The organism is Cerasicoccus frondis, from assembly GCA_031296915.1.
In the GTDB taxonomy this organism is placed as follows: Bacteria; Verrucomicrobiota; Verrucomicrobiia; order Opitutales; family Cerasicoccaceae; genus Cerasicoccus; species Cerasicoccus frondis.
Genome location: JAVDPC010000035.1, coordinates 9,188 through 25,978 on the forward strand (window position 1 = coordinate 9,188; position 16,791 = coordinate 25,978).

17 protein-coding genes and 1 tRNA gene are annotated in these 16,791 nt (G+C 52.3%); 16 read left to right on the forward strand and 2 right to left on the reverse strand.

Annotation, left to right across the window (positions count from 1 at the left end):
• Positions 1-3 precede the first annotated feature (3 nt).
• The 10 genes from RBB63_RS20370 to RBB63_RS20415 are packed head-to-tail and all read left to right on the forward strand — an operon-like array spanning position 4 to position 9,054.
• A complete protein-coding gene (locus RBB63_RS20370) occupies positions 4-1,101 on the forward strand; it encodes a beta-ketoacyl-[acyl-carrier-protein] synthase family protein (RefSeq protein WP_309387034.1) in 1,098 nt (365 codons plus the stop codon).
• Positions 1,094-1,747: a hypothetical protein gene (locus tag RBB63_RS20375; protein ID WP_309387035.1), complete on the forward strand. Its 654-nt coding sequence runs from the start codon at positions 1,094-1,096 to the stop codon at positions 1,745-1,747. Before RBB63_RS20370 ends, RBB63_RS20375 begins: the two co-directional genes overlap by 8 nt.
• Positions 1,738-2,685: an LpxL/LpxP family acyltransferase gene (locus tag RBB63_RS20380; protein ID WP_309387036.1), complete on the forward strand. Its 948-nt coding sequence runs from the start codon at positions 1,738-1,740 to the stop codon at positions 2,683-2,685. The genes RBB63_RS20375 and RBB63_RS20380 overlap by 10 nt, the downstream gene beginning before the upstream one ends.
• Positions 2,643-3,434 (forward strand): lysophospholipid acyltransferase family protein, encoded by a 792-nt coding sequence (locus RBB63_RS20385; RefSeq protein WP_309387037.1) that lies wholly within the window; start codon positions 2,643-2,645, stop codon positions 3,432-3,434. The genes RBB63_RS20380 and RBB63_RS20385 overlap by 43 nt, the downstream gene beginning before the upstream one ends.
• A complete protein-coding gene (locus tag RBB63_RS20390; protein WP_309387038.1) occupies positions 3,401-3,700 on the forward strand; it encodes an ApeI family dehydratase in 300 nt (99 codons plus the stop codon). The genes RBB63_RS20385 and RBB63_RS20390 overlap by 34 nt, the downstream gene beginning before the upstream one ends.
• Positions 3,693-4,478: a glycosyltransferase gene (locus RBB63_RS20395; protein WP_309387039.1), complete on the forward strand. Its 786-nt coding sequence runs from the start codon at positions 3,693-3,695 to the stop codon at positions 4,476-4,478. The genes RBB63_RS20390 and RBB63_RS20395 overlap by 8 nt, the downstream gene beginning before the upstream one ends.
• Positions 4,442-5,038, forward strand: coding sequence for a LolA-like protein (locus RBB63_RS20400; protein ID WP_309387040.1), 597 nt, complete (start codon positions 4,442-4,444; stop codon positions 5,036-5,038). The genes RBB63_RS20395 and RBB63_RS20400 overlap by 37 nt, the downstream gene beginning before the upstream one ends.
• Positions 5,038-7,320 (forward strand): MMPL family transporter, encoded by a 2,283-nt coding sequence (locus RBB63_RS20405; RefSeq protein WP_309387041.1) that lies wholly within the window; start codon positions 5,038-5,040, stop codon positions 7,318-7,320. The genes RBB63_RS20400 and RBB63_RS20405 overlap by 1 nt, the downstream gene beginning before the upstream one ends.
• Positions 7,313-7,729: an ApeP family dehydratase gene (locus RBB63_RS20410; protein ID WP_309387042.1), complete on the forward strand. Its 417-nt coding sequence runs from the start codon at positions 7,313-7,315 to the stop codon at positions 7,727-7,729. The genes RBB63_RS20405 and RBB63_RS20410 overlap by 8 nt, the downstream gene beginning before the upstream one ends.
• Positions 7,726-9,054 carry a class I adenylate-forming enzyme family protein gene (locus tag RBB63_RS20415; RefSeq protein WP_309387043.1) on the forward strand — a complete coding sequence of 443 codons (1,329 nt, stop codon included), beginning with the start codon at positions 7,726-7,728 and terminating at the stop codon, positions 9,052-9,054. Before RBB63_RS20410 ends, RBB63_RS20415 begins: the two co-directional genes overlap by 4 nt.
• Positions 9,055-9,776: 722 nt before the next feature.
• Here the strand turns inward: RBB63_RS20415 and RBB63_RS20420 are convergent.
• The gene (locus RBB63_RS20420) at positions 9,777-11,123 is read right to left on the reverse strand and encodes a trypsin-like peptidase domain-containing protein (protein WP_309387044.1); all 1,347 of its coding nucleotides are present in this window, start codon (positions 11,121-11,123) and stop codon (positions 9,777-9,779) included.
• 182 nt (positions 11,124-11,305) lie between these two features.
• Here RBB63_RS20420 and RBB63_RS20425 point away from each other — a divergent pair.
• From RBB63_RS20425 to RBB63_RS20450, 6 genes are all read left to right on the forward strand, one after another.
• A tRNA-Thr gene (locus RBB63_RS20425) sits at positions 11,306-11,381 on the forward strand.
• A gap of 139 nt (positions 11,382-11,520) precedes the next feature.
• On the forward strand, positions 11,521-12,645 hold the full coding sequence (locus RBB63_RS20430; RefSeq protein WP_309387045.1) for a tyrosine-type recombinase/integrase: 1,125 nt from the start codon (positions 11,521-11,523) through the stop codon (positions 12,643-12,645).
• A 2-nt stretch (positions 12,646-12,647) separates the two neighbouring features.
• Positions 12,648-13,226, forward strand: coding sequence for an ATP-binding protein (locus tag RBB63_RS20435; RefSeq protein WP_309387046.1), 579 nt, complete (start codon positions 12,648-12,650; stop codon positions 13,224-13,226).
• Between the two features lie 3 nt (positions 13,227-13,229).
• Positions 13,230-13,718 carry a nucleoside 2-deoxyribosyltransferase gene (locus RBB63_RS20440; RefSeq protein ID WP_309387047.1) on the forward strand — a complete coding sequence of 163 codons (489 nt, stop codon included), beginning with the start codon at positions 13,230-13,232 and terminating at the stop codon, positions 13,716-13,718.
• A gap of 22 nt (positions 13,719-13,740) precedes the next feature.
• Positions 13,741-15,111 carry a thymidylate synthase gene (locus tag RBB63_RS20445; protein ID WP_309387048.1) on the forward strand — a complete coding sequence of 457 codons (1,371 nt, stop codon included), beginning with the start codon at positions 13,741-13,743 and terminating at the stop codon, positions 15,109-15,111.
• A 21-nt stretch (positions 15,112-15,132) separates the two neighbouring features.
• Positions 15,133-16,059 carry a hypothetical protein gene (locus RBB63_RS20450; RefSeq protein WP_309387049.1) on the forward strand — a complete coding sequence of 309 codons (927 nt, stop codon included), beginning with the start codon at positions 15,133-15,135 and terminating at the stop codon, positions 16,057-16,059.
• 353 nt (positions 16,060-16,412) lie between these two features.
• On the opposite strand, the gene RBB63_RS20455 is transcribed toward RBB63_RS20450, so the two are convergent.
• Positions 16,413-16,688 carry a hypothetical protein gene (locus RBB63_RS20455; protein ID WP_309387050.1) on the reverse strand — a complete coding sequence of 92 codons (276 nt, stop codon included), beginning with the start codon at positions 16,686-16,688 and terminating at the stop codon, positions 16,413-16,415.
• Positions 16,689-16,791 lie beyond the last annotated feature (103 nt).

The window sequence follows — 16,791 nt, forward strand, 5'->3', positions numbered from 1 at the left end:
CCCATGGCTGCCCCAACCGATGTTTACTTGCAGGCATGCGATTGCCGCACGGCGCTCGGAAACGCCCATGCTTCCTGGCAAAGCCTCGTCAACGGCCAAGTCGCCCTAAGCGCCACGCCCCCCCTGCCCGATTCTGATGACGCCGTGCCCCTTGCCCTAACCGGCGACCTTGGCGCCTACGAACCGCCACGCTGGCTGGAGCCCAGCCTCGACCTGTTGGCCCAGGTCACTGATCGCCCCTGGGGTGACCCGCGCCACCCTGTTGTCATCACCAGCAGCAACTTCGGCATCGATCAAATGCTCGCCTTTCACCAGCAGAACAGCGCCCCCTGTCGTGACCGCGCGACCGCCATCACCGCAACCAACGTGATTGCTGAACAGCTTGGCTGGGGCTCCAACCGAACCATCATTTCCAATGCCTGCGTGTCGGCTCAACTTGGCATAATCCACGCCGAACGCCTGTTGGCCAATGACCTGGCCGACGAAGCGCTGGTCTTCTCGTTCGATTACCTGAGCCACTTTGTCGTGGGTGGATTCCACTCACTTAAGATTCTCAACAACGACTTTCCTCAGCCCTACGCCAACCGTGAAACGGGCTCTATCGGCCTAGGCGATGGTGCGGGCTACGCCGTACTCAGTCGTGAACCCTCTGCCTTCCGGCTGGCTGCATCAAGCACGCACTCCGAGTTTTATCACATGACCGGCAACGACCCATCCGGCAAGGGGTTCGACGCAGTTATGACGCCACTCGCCGAAGCCGCCACAGACCGCCGCATCTGGATCAAGGGGCACGGCACCGGCACACTGGAAGCCGGTCGGTTAGAGTCTGCCGCTGCCGCCAAAGCGTTTCCTGGCGCGCCGCTCGTGTCGTGGAAGGGTTCACTCGGCCACACACTGGGTTCCTGTGGCTTAATCGAGCTCGCGATTGCACAACAGTCATTTTGCCAAAAGCAGGCTCCTGGCACAGTCGGCGCCAGCGCACCGTTCATATGCGACAATGTCCAAGCTAAAGCCTTTTCCCTCACGAACTTTGATGGCGTCGTCTTACTCAGCAGCGCCTTTGGCGGCGCCCACGCCGGACACCTTTTAATCTGTGAATAAGCGCTACATCACCGTCGTCTCCGCCTTCGCGCCTATCCAGGAAATTCCGGATGAGACGCGCAAGAAGCTGCGCAAAAACTTCAAACCGCTCGCCGCCCGACGCCTGACCACCCTCCCCCTCCTGCTGGGCGAATTGACTCAAAGCGCAGCTCCTCAACCAACCGATGAATGGGTATTTGCATCCGAGTTTGGAGGATCAATCAGCTTGGAAAACTACCTGAACAGCTTCCCCAACCCGAGCCCGCTACATTTCCAAAACTCGATCCAACCCGGTCCAATCGACCTCGTCAACGTGGCTCGTGGTCAAGCGGCCAACCAATTAACGCCAATCGTTGGCGGCGAGCATCTGCTGGGAGACGCACTGCTGACCGCCATGATTTCCCCCGCCAAAACCGTCCACCTCGTGGGTGGAGAGGAATTCACTGCCTGGGCGGCTACCCATGGCTTGGGCGCCGACGACTCGTTCGGTTTTTATCTAAAGATCTGCCCAAGTGAAGAGAGCGCCGTTGCCGAACTAACCCTGGAACCACAGGCTGGCGACACGCCGCCACTCACGATCCGCGAGGCTGCCGTTCGCCTGGATAAGCGTGAATCGCTGGCGACTGCCTTATCCAATGGTGGTCTGATTCGCTTACAATGGCGATAAACGAACCCAAGAACCCAGGGCCAAGCTGGGGCTATCGCGCCATTCATTGGTGGGACACCCACTTGCCCACCCCACTTCGAAACGCCGCCGTCGCGATTGGCGGTGCTGTGGCTTACGCCCTCATGCCCACACAGCGCGCCGCCTCCCTTGAATACCTGAGCGTCGTTTTCGGTCGCCCCGCCAGGCATAGACAAGGCATCCAGCACTTTGGCGAATTTACTCACAGCCTGCTGGCTAAGCTGCGAATCACCGAAGCAACCCGCACGAAAATTGATTGGGCCGACGAGGTAAACCGTGAGCGCGGCAGCCTGCTCTACGCAGAAGAGCCTGCACTAGTCGGCACCTTTCATGTAGGCGCTTCCGACTTAATGGGTTTCACTATTCAAAAGGTCGGTCGCAAGGTGTCGATGATTCGCCAGCGAGTCAGCAATTCAGAAGACATTGACCGCCTGCTCACGAAGTCTGGCGGCGCAGTGGAAATCATCTGGGTCAACGATCCATCGGAGATCGTGTTTGCCGTCAAGGACGCCTTGGAAACTGGTAAGACCATCGCCATGCAATGCGACCGGGTAGAGTATGCCTCAAAAACGGAGGGCTTCGATTTCCTTGGCGCAAAACGAACCTTTCCCGTGACCATTTACCGACTGGCCCAGCTTTACGAACGCCCGGTGCAGTTCTTCATTGCACTGCCCCGAGATGATTCGCGCGATGATTTCGCAGTCTACGCCAGCGAATGCTTTCGTCCATCGGGTAATCGACGCGAGGATCAAGCCGCCGCACATGCGCATTTTCAGAAGGTGCTCAACTGGCTGGAAGCGCTCTTGCAGGAGCAGCCTTACCAATGGTTTAATTTTTTACCGTTGAATCCTATCTGGTCAGCGGACAGCAATCCCCCATGTCGGCGAAAAGCACAGAAGCCCCACTCGGACGCTACCTGATCTACCTGGGGCTGGTGACGTTCTTTGGCGTGGGCGCATTGAGCTACAATGTGCTGTGCCTCATCACGCAGCCACTCCCCCCCAGCGAACGTCGGCAACGCTGGTCACGCAAGATCATGGTCTGGCTGCTCAAGACATTCATCGCGGCCATTCAGGCCGGTGGCGTCGGTCGGGTGCGCTTTAACGGCATCCGAGAATCGATGCCCAACAGTTCCGCCATCATCGTCGCCAACCACACAGGTTTACTCGACGCGTTGTTTCTGCTGACCGAATTAAAAGACGTGGTCTGCGTCTTCAAATCCAGCTTGCGACGCAGCCCGTTTTTTTGCGGCGTGATCAAGGAAAACGGCTTCATCGCCAATGACGAAGGGCTGGACCTGCTGCACGCCATGGGAGACGCTATAGCCCATGGGAAAACGATCCTCGTCTTCCCCGAGGGCACGCGCACCGAAGCGCCGCCGCTCAATGATTTCAAAGGCGGCTTCGCCCTCGTCGCTCGACGCGCCGAAGTGCCGGTGCACACAATCATCATCCGTAACTCCTGTGGTTTGCTAGGCAAAGGCGGCGGCCTGCTGCGGCGCTACGCCACGCCGTTCGAATACACCTTCACACCGGGCCCGGTTTTCCACGTCGAAGATGGCGAAAAAGCAGTTCACTTTTGTGAGCGAGTTGAGTCATTTTACCGCAACGAACTTTCCGTCGAAGATTTCGCATCATGGCAGATACAGCGAGCAAACAGCTTAAAGTAACCACACAAAACGGACATTGCGCTGGGCACTTCCCCGGGCATCCCATTGTCCCGGCCGCCGTGCAAACCCAGTGGCTAATCGACCTCGCCAACGAAGTGAATCCCTCCGCCAACGGCTGGACCATCCAGCAGCTCAAGCTCCTGCGCGAGCTCGCCCCCGGGCGCGATGTCACGCTGTCCATTCAGCCAGGCAAGTTCGGTTTGAAGGCTGAGGTCTCAGATGCCGACGGACCTTACGCGCAGCTCACCCTGATCGCCCATGACTGAATCGACCACCCACGTGCTCGTGATCCCCTCCTACAACACGGGGCGCATTCTGGAGCGCACGATCCGCGAGGCTATTGCGGTATGGCAGCCAGTTTGGCTCTTCATCGACGGTTCTACCGATGGCGCGCATGAGCAGTTTTTAAAAGAACCCGACCAATGGCCCGGCCTCCGCGTATTTGTCTCTGCTGAAAACCGAGGAAAAGGCGCGACTGCCCTTTTGGCGGCGGAGGAGGCGCATCGCGTCGGGTTCACTCATCTGCTGCTGATGGATGCCGATGGACAGCACCCGACCGACCGCGTGGCGGACTTCATGGAAGAGTCGAAACGATGTCCGGAAGCCACGATCATGGGGCAGCCCGACTTCGGTCCCGACGCCCCCTTTATCCGGCTGGCTGGGCGTCAATTGAGCATTGGGCTGACGCAGCTCGAAACGCTGTGGGGCGGCATTGCTGACCCGCTTTTCGGCTTTCGAATTTTTCCCATTAGACCGCTGATCGACGCCTTTGCTAAAACACCATCCGGCCGCCGCTACGACTTCGACCCCGAGGCGGCAGTGCGCCTGTTTTGGGCGGGTGTTCGTCCCATTAAGCGCACCGCCGCAGTCCGCTATGTGGCGAAAGAAGAAGGCGGCGTCAGCCATTTCCACTATCTGCGCGACAACCTAACAATGATTTGCCTGCACGCCCGGCTTTTGGCAGCGTTCATACCTAGATGTTTTCGTGTTGCCCAACTCAGCCTCAAATGGCGTCAGCTAGCCGCCGAGGAATCCTCCTCTTAGTCGCGCTGCTCACGCTGCTGCCACCGGCTCACGGCGATGTGCTCGACGATTACGTTGCCGTGCTGACCTGGCCGGATAAAAGCGAAACGGCGCAACTGGCGTTCACCGAAGAACGGACCTTTCCTTTTCGTCGCTTTCCCAAGCGCTTTGAGGGCCAAATGTATCGCGCCCCCAATGGCGATTTGGCGATTATTTACCCGTCACCAGCGAACATTCGGCTCGTCATATGCGGCGATAAAATTCTGTTCGACGATGGTGATGGCACGCTCAAACCGCTTCCCGGCAACGACGCCGACGCGCGGGCGATCAGTGATTTGCTACGCGGCGACATCGAGCGCTTGAAAGCAGACTGGACCAGCACCGTAGAAGACCACGGACTACGCCTGACACCCACGCTCGAATCCATTGCCAGCGAGTTAAAATACATCGATGTCACGGTCGAAGACCAGCGCGTCAAAACTGTGGAAGTGCATCAGCGCAATCAAGTCGTCCGCCTCTATAAATTTGGCGACTTAAACTGGGTCGAAGGAGATCTGGCGACAGCGCCCTTTGCCGAGTAATGAGCGCCAACCGCCCCACACGTCGCACACCATGGCTCGCGATTATCGGTCTCTTGATCGCTCCGCTGGCTTACCTGATAACGGTCGATTGGAGCGCCGCAATCAATGACAATATCCTCGAGCTTCTCCCTCAGGAGCATGATTCCGCCGACGGCCACGCCGTGCGCGAAATGCTAAACGAGCGGCTGATCTACCCCATCATGCTCAAGGTGTCGGCGGAAACAGAAACCGAGTCATTGGTAAGCGCATTTCGAAAGGCCGCGCAGCAACCGGGCTTCAGCAAACCTTACATCATCGGCCAAAACGCCGCATTCACTGAGCTCAAGCAAGTGCTTCTCAACCACCGCGAAACCTTCTTTGCCGATGAATGGATCACCGAGCGGCAGACTCAATTTACAGCGCTGAATCAACCTCCAAACAATTTCATTCCCTGGTTGGCGGAGGATACCGTCCAGCGTCTAAATACGTTTCTTGATCAGCCGGAAAGCTTGGCCTACGCCAGCGAAATTCCAGTCGACCCGCTGCTGCTCTTACCCAGCGCATTGGATAAAATTCCAGCGATGACACAACAAGCAGAAGGCAGTTTCATCGCCTGGATCCCGTTGACCATTGATCCATTAACAGCAAAGAACCAAGCCACGATCAATGAATCGCTCGAAGCACTACGCGTTCAATTGCAGGCGCAATTCCCCAACTATCAACAAGAGGCAACCGGCGTTTACAAAATCGCTGCAGAAAGCGCCACGCGGATTAAGCGTGAAATGTCCGTGCTCAACTCGATCATGGCTATAGCGATTCTGGCGCTACTATTGCTATTCACTCGAAGGACAGGCTTCCTACTGCTCACGACGGTTCCTGTGGCCATTGCAGTGTTGTGGTGCATTGTGATGGGGCTCTTGGCTTTTGGGCACATTCATGTCATTGCGCTCGCCGTTTCGTCTGTGGTGTTGGGGCTCGCTGTCGATTACGCCGTCCATCTGGCAGCAAAACGCGGCGACGGCAATCTGCTGGAAGCCTGGCGTAACGTGCGACTGCCGCTGATCATCAGTTGTCTGTCGACCTGTATTGGATTTTCTTTCCTGCTGCTATCGCCAATATCGGCGCTCAAGCAAGTTGGGGTCATGGCGCCGAGTGGTCTCATTGCCGCACTACTTGCGGTGCGCTACTTGTTGCCTTGGCTGGAGCCAATCGCAGGCGCCTATCATTTATGGCCCGTCCTCGAAAGACCACTGCCCAACGTTCGGGCCAAATACTGGGCGCCTATTGTCGCTTTGCTCTGGCTCAGCAGCCTGCTCATCCTGATCAAGCACAAGCCATTTAATGACGACATTACGGACTTTCAAACGCCGATGCCGGAAGTCATTAAACAATACCGAGCACTCGCCGACAGTATCAGCCACGCAGACGTTGCGCAGCGCTGGTATGTCTTTGCGGAAAGCCCCGTGGAGCTAGCAAAACGGCTACGCGCAGTTGAAGCGTCCATTGACATCGAAATCATTTTGCCCACTGGTCCATCCGAGACGCTCACAAGCTTTGCATCGCAAAGTTCAACCTTCGCTAGCGCCTTAAAACTTCAACTCGAAGAACAAGACTTTACCTCAGCATCATTCAGACCGTTTTTCGGCTCTCTGGCTGAAGCCGACCATTGGGGGTCCGCCACCAGCATCGAGGAAGCCTACCGGGATTTGGCAGTTGAGCTACAAGGTCCTTTACAGGCGCTACTGATGACCAATGGCGACTACTGGGCGGCAGTGATTCAGGCTCCATACGACGAAACAATTCCTCAGAGTATTTCAGCTTTCACGCGGGAACTATCGCGACAAAAAACGCTTAACCTTGTGCTGGAGCACGCTCGACAAGGCATACTACGCAGCGCTGTCTATGGCTTACTGGGCATCGTTGCCTGCGTCATGATTTTCTTTCGCAAAAAAGCATTCCGGACCATGGCGGTTCCGGTTTGGGCCGTCACACTGGGCTTGGCCGTCACTGGACTGGGCGCAACGTCAATCGGTCTGCTCGCCGCGATTGGCGCCGTTCTGGCCTTCTGCTTGGCGCTAGACTATGGGGCGTTTACGGCCTCCACGCACGAACCGCCTGCCTCAATTCGCATATCAGCCGCCACAACGTTCACCGCTTTCCTAATCTTGTCACTCTGCTCGATGCCTGCAATATCCCAGCTTGGCCAAATTGTAGCGATAACCGTATTCTTTGCCTGGCTCATGGCAGAACTCCTGAGCCTGCCAGATGCGGCGCAAACATCACACGTTAAGCACGATGCCTGAAGCCATTCCCCATATTCGCGAACTAATCCCGCACGAGCCGCCCATGGTGCTGATCGACCATATCACCCAGCTCGATCAGAATCACGTTTGCGGAGAAACGACATTATCGCCTGGCTCATTGGACGCCAATGGGCATGGCGTGCCCGCTGCGTGGTCATTGGAAATTGTGGCCCAGGCCTGCGCGGCGTTGATTGGGCACTGCCACCGCCACCAAGGCTTTCGTGGGGGACGTCTCATTAAATCCACGCGTTGGGAACTGAACGCCCAACACCTACCCACCGAGCAGTTGCTGACCGTGAAGGCAAGCCTCGACGCGGCCAGCGAGCTTGGCGTCTTCATGTTCAACGGCGCCTTGCACGCTGGCTCCATACAACTTGCGGCAGGCCAACTGACCATCCTGGCCAAATGAGTCGCGAGATCTGTCAACGCTGGGCTCAACTAGTTGAACAAGGCCCCGATGAGCTCGTCGTAATTCACGGCGCGCAACGCTGGACACGGCGTGAGCTAAACTTACTCGCGAAGCAGTATCATGAGCAACTACGAGGGCTCCGCTTAAAGCAGATGGGAGTTGCGCTCCACTTGCCCAACAGCGCAGATTGGCTGGCGGCGTTTCTTGCGCTGCGTTGGTTTGGCGCCGTAGTCATCCCATTCGACGCCAGCGCGACCCATGACTATGCCCAGAGGAGCGCACAACACCTGGGTTGCTTTGCATTGCAAAGCAAATCGCTCCAAACAGTTTCCGATAAACCACGTCAGTGGAAGTCCAACGTTGCGCTACTGAAAGTCACCTCGGGCAGCAGCGGAACCCCTAAAGCAATTCCCTTTACCGAATCTGAACTTTGCGCCGATGCAGACAACATCATTGCGACCATGGGCTTGCGCGCGAATGACCTGAACTTCGCACTACTGCCCTTTGCCCACAGCTATGCCCTGGGGAACTTAGTCGTCCCGTTGTTGACCAGTGGCATTCCGCTGGCAATAGGCAGCACGCCCCTGCCACGTGTCATCGCAGAGGAAATAACCGAGTCTGGAGCCACCGTATTTCCATCCGTCCCGTCAGTCTTCGACGCCTTCACGAAGTTCGAGCACATTGACCTCGGCAAACTTCGGCTCTGCATTTCAGCGGCAGCCCCCTTATCATCGAAACTTGCTCAAAAATTCCGCGAACAGTACGGGCTCTACATTCATAATTTTTACGGCGCCAGTGAATGTGGCGGCATTGCCTATGATCGCACAGGCATAGCAGGCGTCACCGGCGAATCCATTGGCCAACCGATGGAAAACGTATCGCTCAGCATCACTCAACGAGGCTTGCTCCGCGTGCAATCGGCGGCAGTTAGTTCTTACGGACGAAGCATCGATGCAAGTGGTCGATCCCGGTTTACTTTGGATGACAAAGTATCGTTCCTGGCAGATGGCAGCATCGTAATGTGTGGGCGCGCCGATCGCATTGTCAAATGTGCCGGCAAACGCATTGATCTTGCCGCTCTGGAGCACGTGGCTGTGACGACTCCAGGTATCGATTGCGCCACGGCGCTCCACGATGTTCGCAACGACCGCCTACTCGTAGCCATCCAGGGGCAAACCCTGGCCGATGTTGCGTTAGCCAACTTACAAACTGCGTTCCCCTACCTCCAAGGCCGCATCCGCGTCAAGCGCCTGCTAAAAATCCCCACAAACGCCCGGGGCAAGATTGATACGGCTACTTTAATGAAAAGAATGCTCTCAAGTTAGCGTTAGGAGATGGCTGGTCGCCAGATACATCTTACTTTATTGAACTGTCATCAAGCGCTCTGTCACGAAGCCACCAAGTAAGGCTTTGTCCGCCGAAATACCCGCAAATTCCCACGCCTCAGCATTCGTCTCTAGAGCCAACGGACATTCAAAATAGCAATTCGTCCAGGAGTAGAATTATCATATGTCACTGAAGATAAGCACCAAAGGTGCGATCTCATTCTAGCCTAGGGTCAACGTAAGTCGCAGCGCGACTGAAGTGCAGCCCTAGAGCACTTTTCATCTAGATTGGCCGATCAGGCCGCAGTGATTTTTCGTGTCCAGCAAGGCGGCTTGAGCGTCGCAGGCTGGAAGCCTGTGAGCGAAAAGCCAACAACACTGGCGCGGAAAAGCACTCGGTTTAGGGCTTGGGGCCAGATTGGAAGTTCGCCGCGTTGGCATTTCAATCACGGGCTTCCAGCCCGCTCAATCAAAGCCGCCTTGCGCGGCATCCAATCTCTACCCCACCTGACTCGGCCAATCTAGATGAAAAGTGCTCTAGGTATCAAGACACAAACAAACCTTTAAGCACTGAAAGGGTAGCTTCATGAGGCCGTGCTTTCAGCACTCCAAAGAAACATTGTTGATTATTCCTAGGGCTGCGCTTCGTCGCTGCGCTCCTTGCTGACCCTAGGCTAGAATAAAACCGCGCCTTTGGCGCTCAGAATGAATGTCCGTTGGCCCTAGCGAGGTTTCAGCACTAGATAGGATGCCTGATGCCCACGGTCGACCTCGATTAAAACCTTCTCTGGTTTCGCCACCCATGCCTCGTAAGCCTCCTTGAGGGAATCCAGCGTCGTGATCGATTTATCGCCGACTTTTAAAATAATGTCCCCCCGTCCAACGCCAGCTTCAGCCGCCGGATAACCAGCCTGCACCCCCATCACCCGAACGCCGTCGCTGGACTTCAACTTCTCTTCCCGCGCCACAGCCTTCGATATACGCTGCACACTAACGCCCCATTTTTCAAATGCTTCCATCGCGCCAACCCGGCTCTCCAGCGGCTCGGTCATAAGCATCATAGTCTGCGTTTTATCACCGCGGCGTACAACAAACTCAATGTCGCTACCAACCGGTTGGCTAGCAATAGAGTTCTGGATCGCTGGCAACTGCTCCGGGAAACGCCCATCAACCGCCTCTCCATTAATGCTCAATACAATATCTCCCGGGCTCATGCCTGCCTTGCTCGCAGGCGACCCCGGGTCGATGCTCTGCAACAACATGCCGCGATTCGCCTCAAGCTGGTAGAAATTCTCCAGATCCTGTAACGGCCCCGGCGTGATTCCCACATAGCTACGAATCACGGAATCCGTCTCCAGCAACTGTCTCAGCACCTCGCGTGCGATATCGCTTGGCACTGCAAACGCCAGGTTGTTTGCTCCGAGGTAGGCGCGTGTATTAATGCCGATTACCTGACCATTAGGCAACACCAGTGGTCCGCCGCTATTCCCTGGATTGATCGCCGCATCGGTTTGCAACCAAGTGTTGAAGGCTCCGGTCTCGTAGCCCTGCCCCACCGTGCGGCCTTCAAAGAAACGATTTGTGTTGGAGATAATCCCACGGGACACTGTGCGTGTCAGACCATTGGGAGTGCCAACGGCATAGACTGTCTCACCGGGCCGAAGCTTGCTGCTGTCTCCAAACTCGGCATGCGAAAAACTCAATCCACGCTTGGCAATTTCATCAGCGTCCAACTGGACTACCGCAAGGTCTGTCCAATGGTCCCACCCGATCAGCTTCGCCGGCACGCGTTCGAGGTTGTTCAACGTCACCGAAATACGCTCAGCATAGGGATTCACCACATGAGCATTGGTCAAAATGACCCCATCTTCAGTCATGATGACACCGCTGCCAACCCCCCGCGCCGTGCGCTTGGCGCCGCCCTCAAACGTGGTTTCCCACACGTCGAGCCGCACCACGCTATCGAGCAGGCGATCAAATTCACGGCGGTTTTTAGTGTCTCCCTGTAAAGCATCCGTCTGTTGGTGCGCACACCCACCAAACAGCCACAACGAACCGATAACTCCCATGAGCATAACCCGCCTCAAACGACTCTCTAGAAAACGCATCCCCACACCATGGGCACCCGGACCGCTAAAGCAAGCCTGCGAGGCAGTATACAACAAACAGACGGCGACAGAGTCTGGAACAACGCGATTTTCGTCCTTGACCCGCCCTCCCAAGAATGTTGTTTATTTTCGCTTTCTTGGTTGCCGGGCTAGCTCAGTTGGTAGAGCGACTCATTCGTAATGAGTAGGTCGTCGGTTCAAATCCGATGCCCGGCTCCATTCCAAGAACCCCCACAACCCGCATGAACATTAAGCCTTGCGGGATTTTTTGCGCCCTGGCAGAGTGATAGCAATACCACTGCTCATACATTCAAAATTCGGCAGTTTTTCCAAGTTATCTATCAATTCTTTGTCAACGATGGGACGTAAACGCAAAGGCGCTAGACTCTACAAAATCAACCACCCTTCTACACCGTGGCAGGTCTACCTGAACCAGCCCGGTAAGAAGCCAATCCGCAAGCACTACTCGGACAAAGAAAAGGCCCAAGCGGAGGTGGACCGGCTCAATGACGCGATTGCAGCTGAGGGCATTGAAGGTGTTGTTTTTGGAGCTGAAGCCAGAGCGGATTACATAGCCGCTAAACGTCGCCTTGATCCCTACGACGTATCGCTATCCGAGGTAGTCGACTACTGGCTCGAACGTCACCCCAAATGCGCCGAAAAGGACTTCCTCGAAGCCATACATGACTTCATCGCCGCCAAGCGCCGCGCCAATCGTAGCCCTAAGACACTCCAAGAGCACGAAAACCGCTTGAAGGAATTCCGGAAGTTCTCACTCGCTGAGCATGTCGGCGCCGTAACGCCTGAGAATTGCCGCGACTACCTATCCCGCCCTCACCTATCCCCCGCCAGCATAAAGCGCTATCAGGCGACATTGAGCGTATTCTTTGGCTATTGCCGGAAGCGAGGATGGATGAGCACAGACCCACTAGAGAGCTTCGACTCGATAACCATCGACGCCAAGCAACCTGTAATCCTAACACCTGAGGAAGCGGCACGATTCATGGCAGCTGTCGAGAAAATCGAAGGCGGGCGAATTGCTCGAGCAGTAGCATTGCGACTCTTTGCGGGTTTACGCCCAAGCGAACAGGAGCATCTATCAGAGAGCGACATACTTAAAGATGGAATTCGTGTCGCCCAGGGAAAGATTAGAGGTCGCCGTGCTATTCGCATTGTTCCGATGATACCAACACTACGTAGATGGTTAGATTCATTCGCCTATCAGCCAATAAAACCAGCTAACTTCCGCAAGCTACAGGACAAAGCAATTGAAAAGGCCGGCCTACGAAACACTTGGTGCACCGACATCCTAAGACATACCTGGATATCATATCGTCTTGCTGAGACCCAGAACGAAAGATCGACAGCAAGAGAAGCTGGAAACACACCTGAAATCATCTACAGACACTATTATCAACTTGTCACCGAATCTGATTTATTAGATTTTCTCGAGATTAACCCGCGTCAGCAATACACCGATTAAAGATGCCGTCAAACACACAGCTTATCGCCATAACCGGGTCGCACTCAACCGGCAAGACCACTCTCATCAATGACTTAAGTAGGTCCCTGAATTCAAAAGGCCTTGATCACTCGGTAATTAGTGAAATACCCCGAGAAATTTGCCGGCAACTAGGGGATGATGCTTTTCATCGAGATAAAAATACGTTAAGTAAACAAACCATGTTAATGATGTTGCAGCTTGCGAGGGAACGTGCTGCAACCTCCAGAATAACACTTAGTGATCGGACTATCCTCGATCATTGGATCTATACCAAGAATACATTCAATGCCACTAAAGAATTTATAGAACTAAGGGATATACTGTTCAGCGCAGTAGCTGACTCCCTGTCAGCATATAGACTAATCCTATATATACCAATCGAAATACCACTTCAGCAGGACGATGTAAGAGAAGATGACAAGGCATTCCAAAGGCAAATCGATAAAGACATAAAAGAATCATTACTCAATACTGGTATAAATTTTAGCACCATATCAGGAAACCCGATTGAACGCGCAGACAAGACGATCAAAATACTCGAAAACGAAGGCATAATTTAAAAAGTGAGTTCACGAATATATATCTCATCAGCCCTTGCGGCCTCCTCCGATCTCAAAAATGCAAGACTGCTATATGAAAATATCGCTGACGAACTGCGGCATTTGGGCTACCAACCGTATTTGCCTCATAAAAAAACTGACCCCGTCATCAACATTGAATCCAAGCCGACAGATGTTTTCGAGGACGATATTGATGCCATGTTTTCAGCTAACTATGTTCTAGCTATATTAGATGAGCCATCCCATGGAGTAGGCGCTGAAATAGCTCTTGCTGCGAACAAGGGCATTCCAATCATCGCGGTCTGGCAATCAGGCAAGATGGTAAGTCGATTCATTAGAGGCTTTCTCGAAACTCAATCATCTACATGGCAATGCCCCTACGAAACGAATGAGGAGATTGCGGCAATAGTTTCAAATATCATTCAAAAACGGTCAGAAACCTTGCCCGCTACAACCACGGGAAACAGCTCAGAAAATCTTGCGTTAAGCTGATAATTAGTGTTTTCGTCATTCTATGGTAAAAGAAGCTAAGAATGGTGAAAGTGTAGCCAATAATTCAGAAGAAGCAGTAGTCCATACACTATCTAACCTTATACGAGAAGGGTCAGACATTATTGACCCTAACACGACCAAGTCCACTGGGGCAGGCCATAAGACTAAAGAAATAATTGGTTACAAACTAACCATAACAAACCCACTCGCCCGCTTAACGACCAATCCACATCTCAAATTCCGCCTACCTCTGGCCGTTGCTCGTTTCACTTGGCTCATTTCTGGGAATGATAGATTGCAAGACATCGCATTCTACACAAAGGCTGTAGGCAAATTTAGTGACGATGGCCTCATAGTTCCTGGCTCAAGCTATGGCAAACGAATGCGAAATGCCAGACCAGGCCTTGACCAACTAGTATCCTGCATAGAAGAATTACGCAGAAACCCCGCTAGTAGAAGGGCTGCGGTATCTATTTATTATCCCGAAGACTCTGCAAGAAATTCCCGGGATATACCATGCGCATTCGGCATTTTTTTTCACATTAGGGAAGAACAACTTATTACATCAATCATCATGCGCTCTAACAACGCGTTTATGTTGATGCCATACAATATTTTTGAATTCTCAATGCTCGCAGAAATAGTTGCCAATAATGTTGGCGTAAAATGCGGCAAACTCGTATACTTTGCAGGCTCCATGCACCTATACGAAAGAGACTTCAAAAACGCAAAAGAGACTATCGAGTCTTTTTACAGATCTCCAGAAGCAGAAAATTCGATTATGAATGCCATCCCCCCCGGGGAAGGGGTAATTGAATCAGTGAATGAATTTTGCATGCATGAAGCCGTGTTGAGACATGAATCTGGGAAGATAAATAATTTAAACATTAAAACGTATATCGATAAGGCAGAATCAGCCCTTAAGCCATACTGGTTCCAATTCTACTTAATACTATTGTCGCATATAGTTGATTCAAACAAATGCTATGATGCCTTTAAGGCTATTGAACTAAAGCTAAACAAAACATACCTTCCATATCTCAAAGGCCTATTAGCAAAAAGCACAGAAAAAGACGAAGAAACAATCTCGAAACCTACGCAGGTTCACATACGGTGGACACCCTTCGAAAAAGAATGCGATAGAATTTACAAACAATACATACCCATGACTGGAAAAACCATTAGGTATGACGATCATTATAAGTCCTTCAAACTAAAGCATAGAGAAGACAGTCCAGAAAAACTAAGCTTCATCTTAGAACAATTCAAAAGATACGACCTCTCCGATTTGGGTAATCAAAAATATTCACTGAACAAAGATTCTAACCGCAATCATAGCTCAATAAGCGAAAAAAAGCTGAAGCAGATATCAAGAGATGCTTCAAACCTATAAACAGAGACAAGTTGCACAGCAATGAGGGATACTATAGTTCATAAATTTATAGCCGCAGGTAATTCATGCGCAGATAGTTATGGTTACGTAACAGCAAATAGTTTACTAAATAAATTCAATGCTGAGATCATGATTAGACCCTTGCTAGTCGAAGGCATGCTAATGTCAGCAAAAAACGAACATGGTGAAACCGACGGATCAAAGAAAAACCCATGGCTAATTTTAATTGATGAAGAAAGCTTCAAGACAAATGAGGAAGCCATCATCGCGGAATCATCAAATAAGCCACTGGATAAGGATTTAAGAGAGACGATCGCTCACGAAGTGGGGCATATCCTCAGCTTTGACAGACACCACGGAAAGTTGAAAGAAAAACCAAACAGATCTTCAGCAAGGCAGTCCGACAGAATTGAAAAATACGAGGCTGAAACCGACGATCTATACCCCTATTTTCTACTCTCTGAAAACAAACTCGAGGCCTATTTCTCAGACAGAAATAATCCGCCCAGCCTAACAGAAATCATAGGCCTAGTAAACTTTTCTGCAGTCACAAACAAAACGTTTATCCATCGCTTAAAGTTGATGAACAAAACTCCCAAGAGCGATTGTCTAAACTATAAAGGCTGTATCAACTTTGCAGTTGGGCTATGCAGTCAGGGCGAAGATGGCACAGCAGAATTTGACAGCAATGAAGTGTTTTACTCTTTTAAAAACAACATTTTACCGCAAAGCATTGAAAGTCTAATCAAATCAAATGACACAAAATCTTTAGTAAAAGAGTTCTCGAAAAAAACTATAAATGAAAAAGATGGCATACGGAATATTGGTCCAACTAAAATTACCCTCACCAACAAGCGCAAATCTGAAGAATCATATATCCTAAGCAGGCAGCTCATATCTGGAGCGTCTAAACATGAATTATTATGGGCGTTAACTAGTATATCTTAACTACAAGTTGACTGCAAGTCAAAGCCCTAGACCATCATGTATAGATAGTGCATCATATGCACGCCACGGCCATTCCCTGCCGCCACTTGTCTCACGGATATGAAGTTTTAAACACTCAAGACGGCAGCACAGCGTAAGGCCTACCTCAAACGCACTCCCTAGAGATAGACTACTCATCTTTGGCAATTCCCATTCTGGCAAATCAAGGCCTAAATAAGCAATTTGCTGGTCAAGAAGCATTATTTCCTCAGACAGCATTAGTAATATCTCACTGCACTCCTCTAGAGTCTGACAACCCCTCAGAGCCTGCCGGTATGCCCACACTGCGGGCTTCATCCCGTGTATCTGATCGGTCATTGAGCCTTACGAACGGCAGCCTTCTTCTTAGCCTTGGGGCTATAAGGGCTGTCTTCGGGCTCACGCTGTGGGCTGAATCCTGAGTCTGCTTTGCCCGAAGGAACAACCTTCAGGGGGCTACTAATGTAGCCGTGCTCATTGTAGAATTCGATAATAGCGCGGGCTGCGTGACGTAAAAGCATACCGGCAGGCATATCAACGCTATCGCAAACGGCCTCAAACTCACGCTTAAGGTCGTCTTCGACGGTTACATTGATCTGTTTCCTGCCCATAATATAGTATCCCTATATTTTTTTTCGCTTTTGTCCAGCACATGCAAGCCACACACAATCAAATACTTGCATGCATCCCATTGGGACCCATTGCGTAGGATTC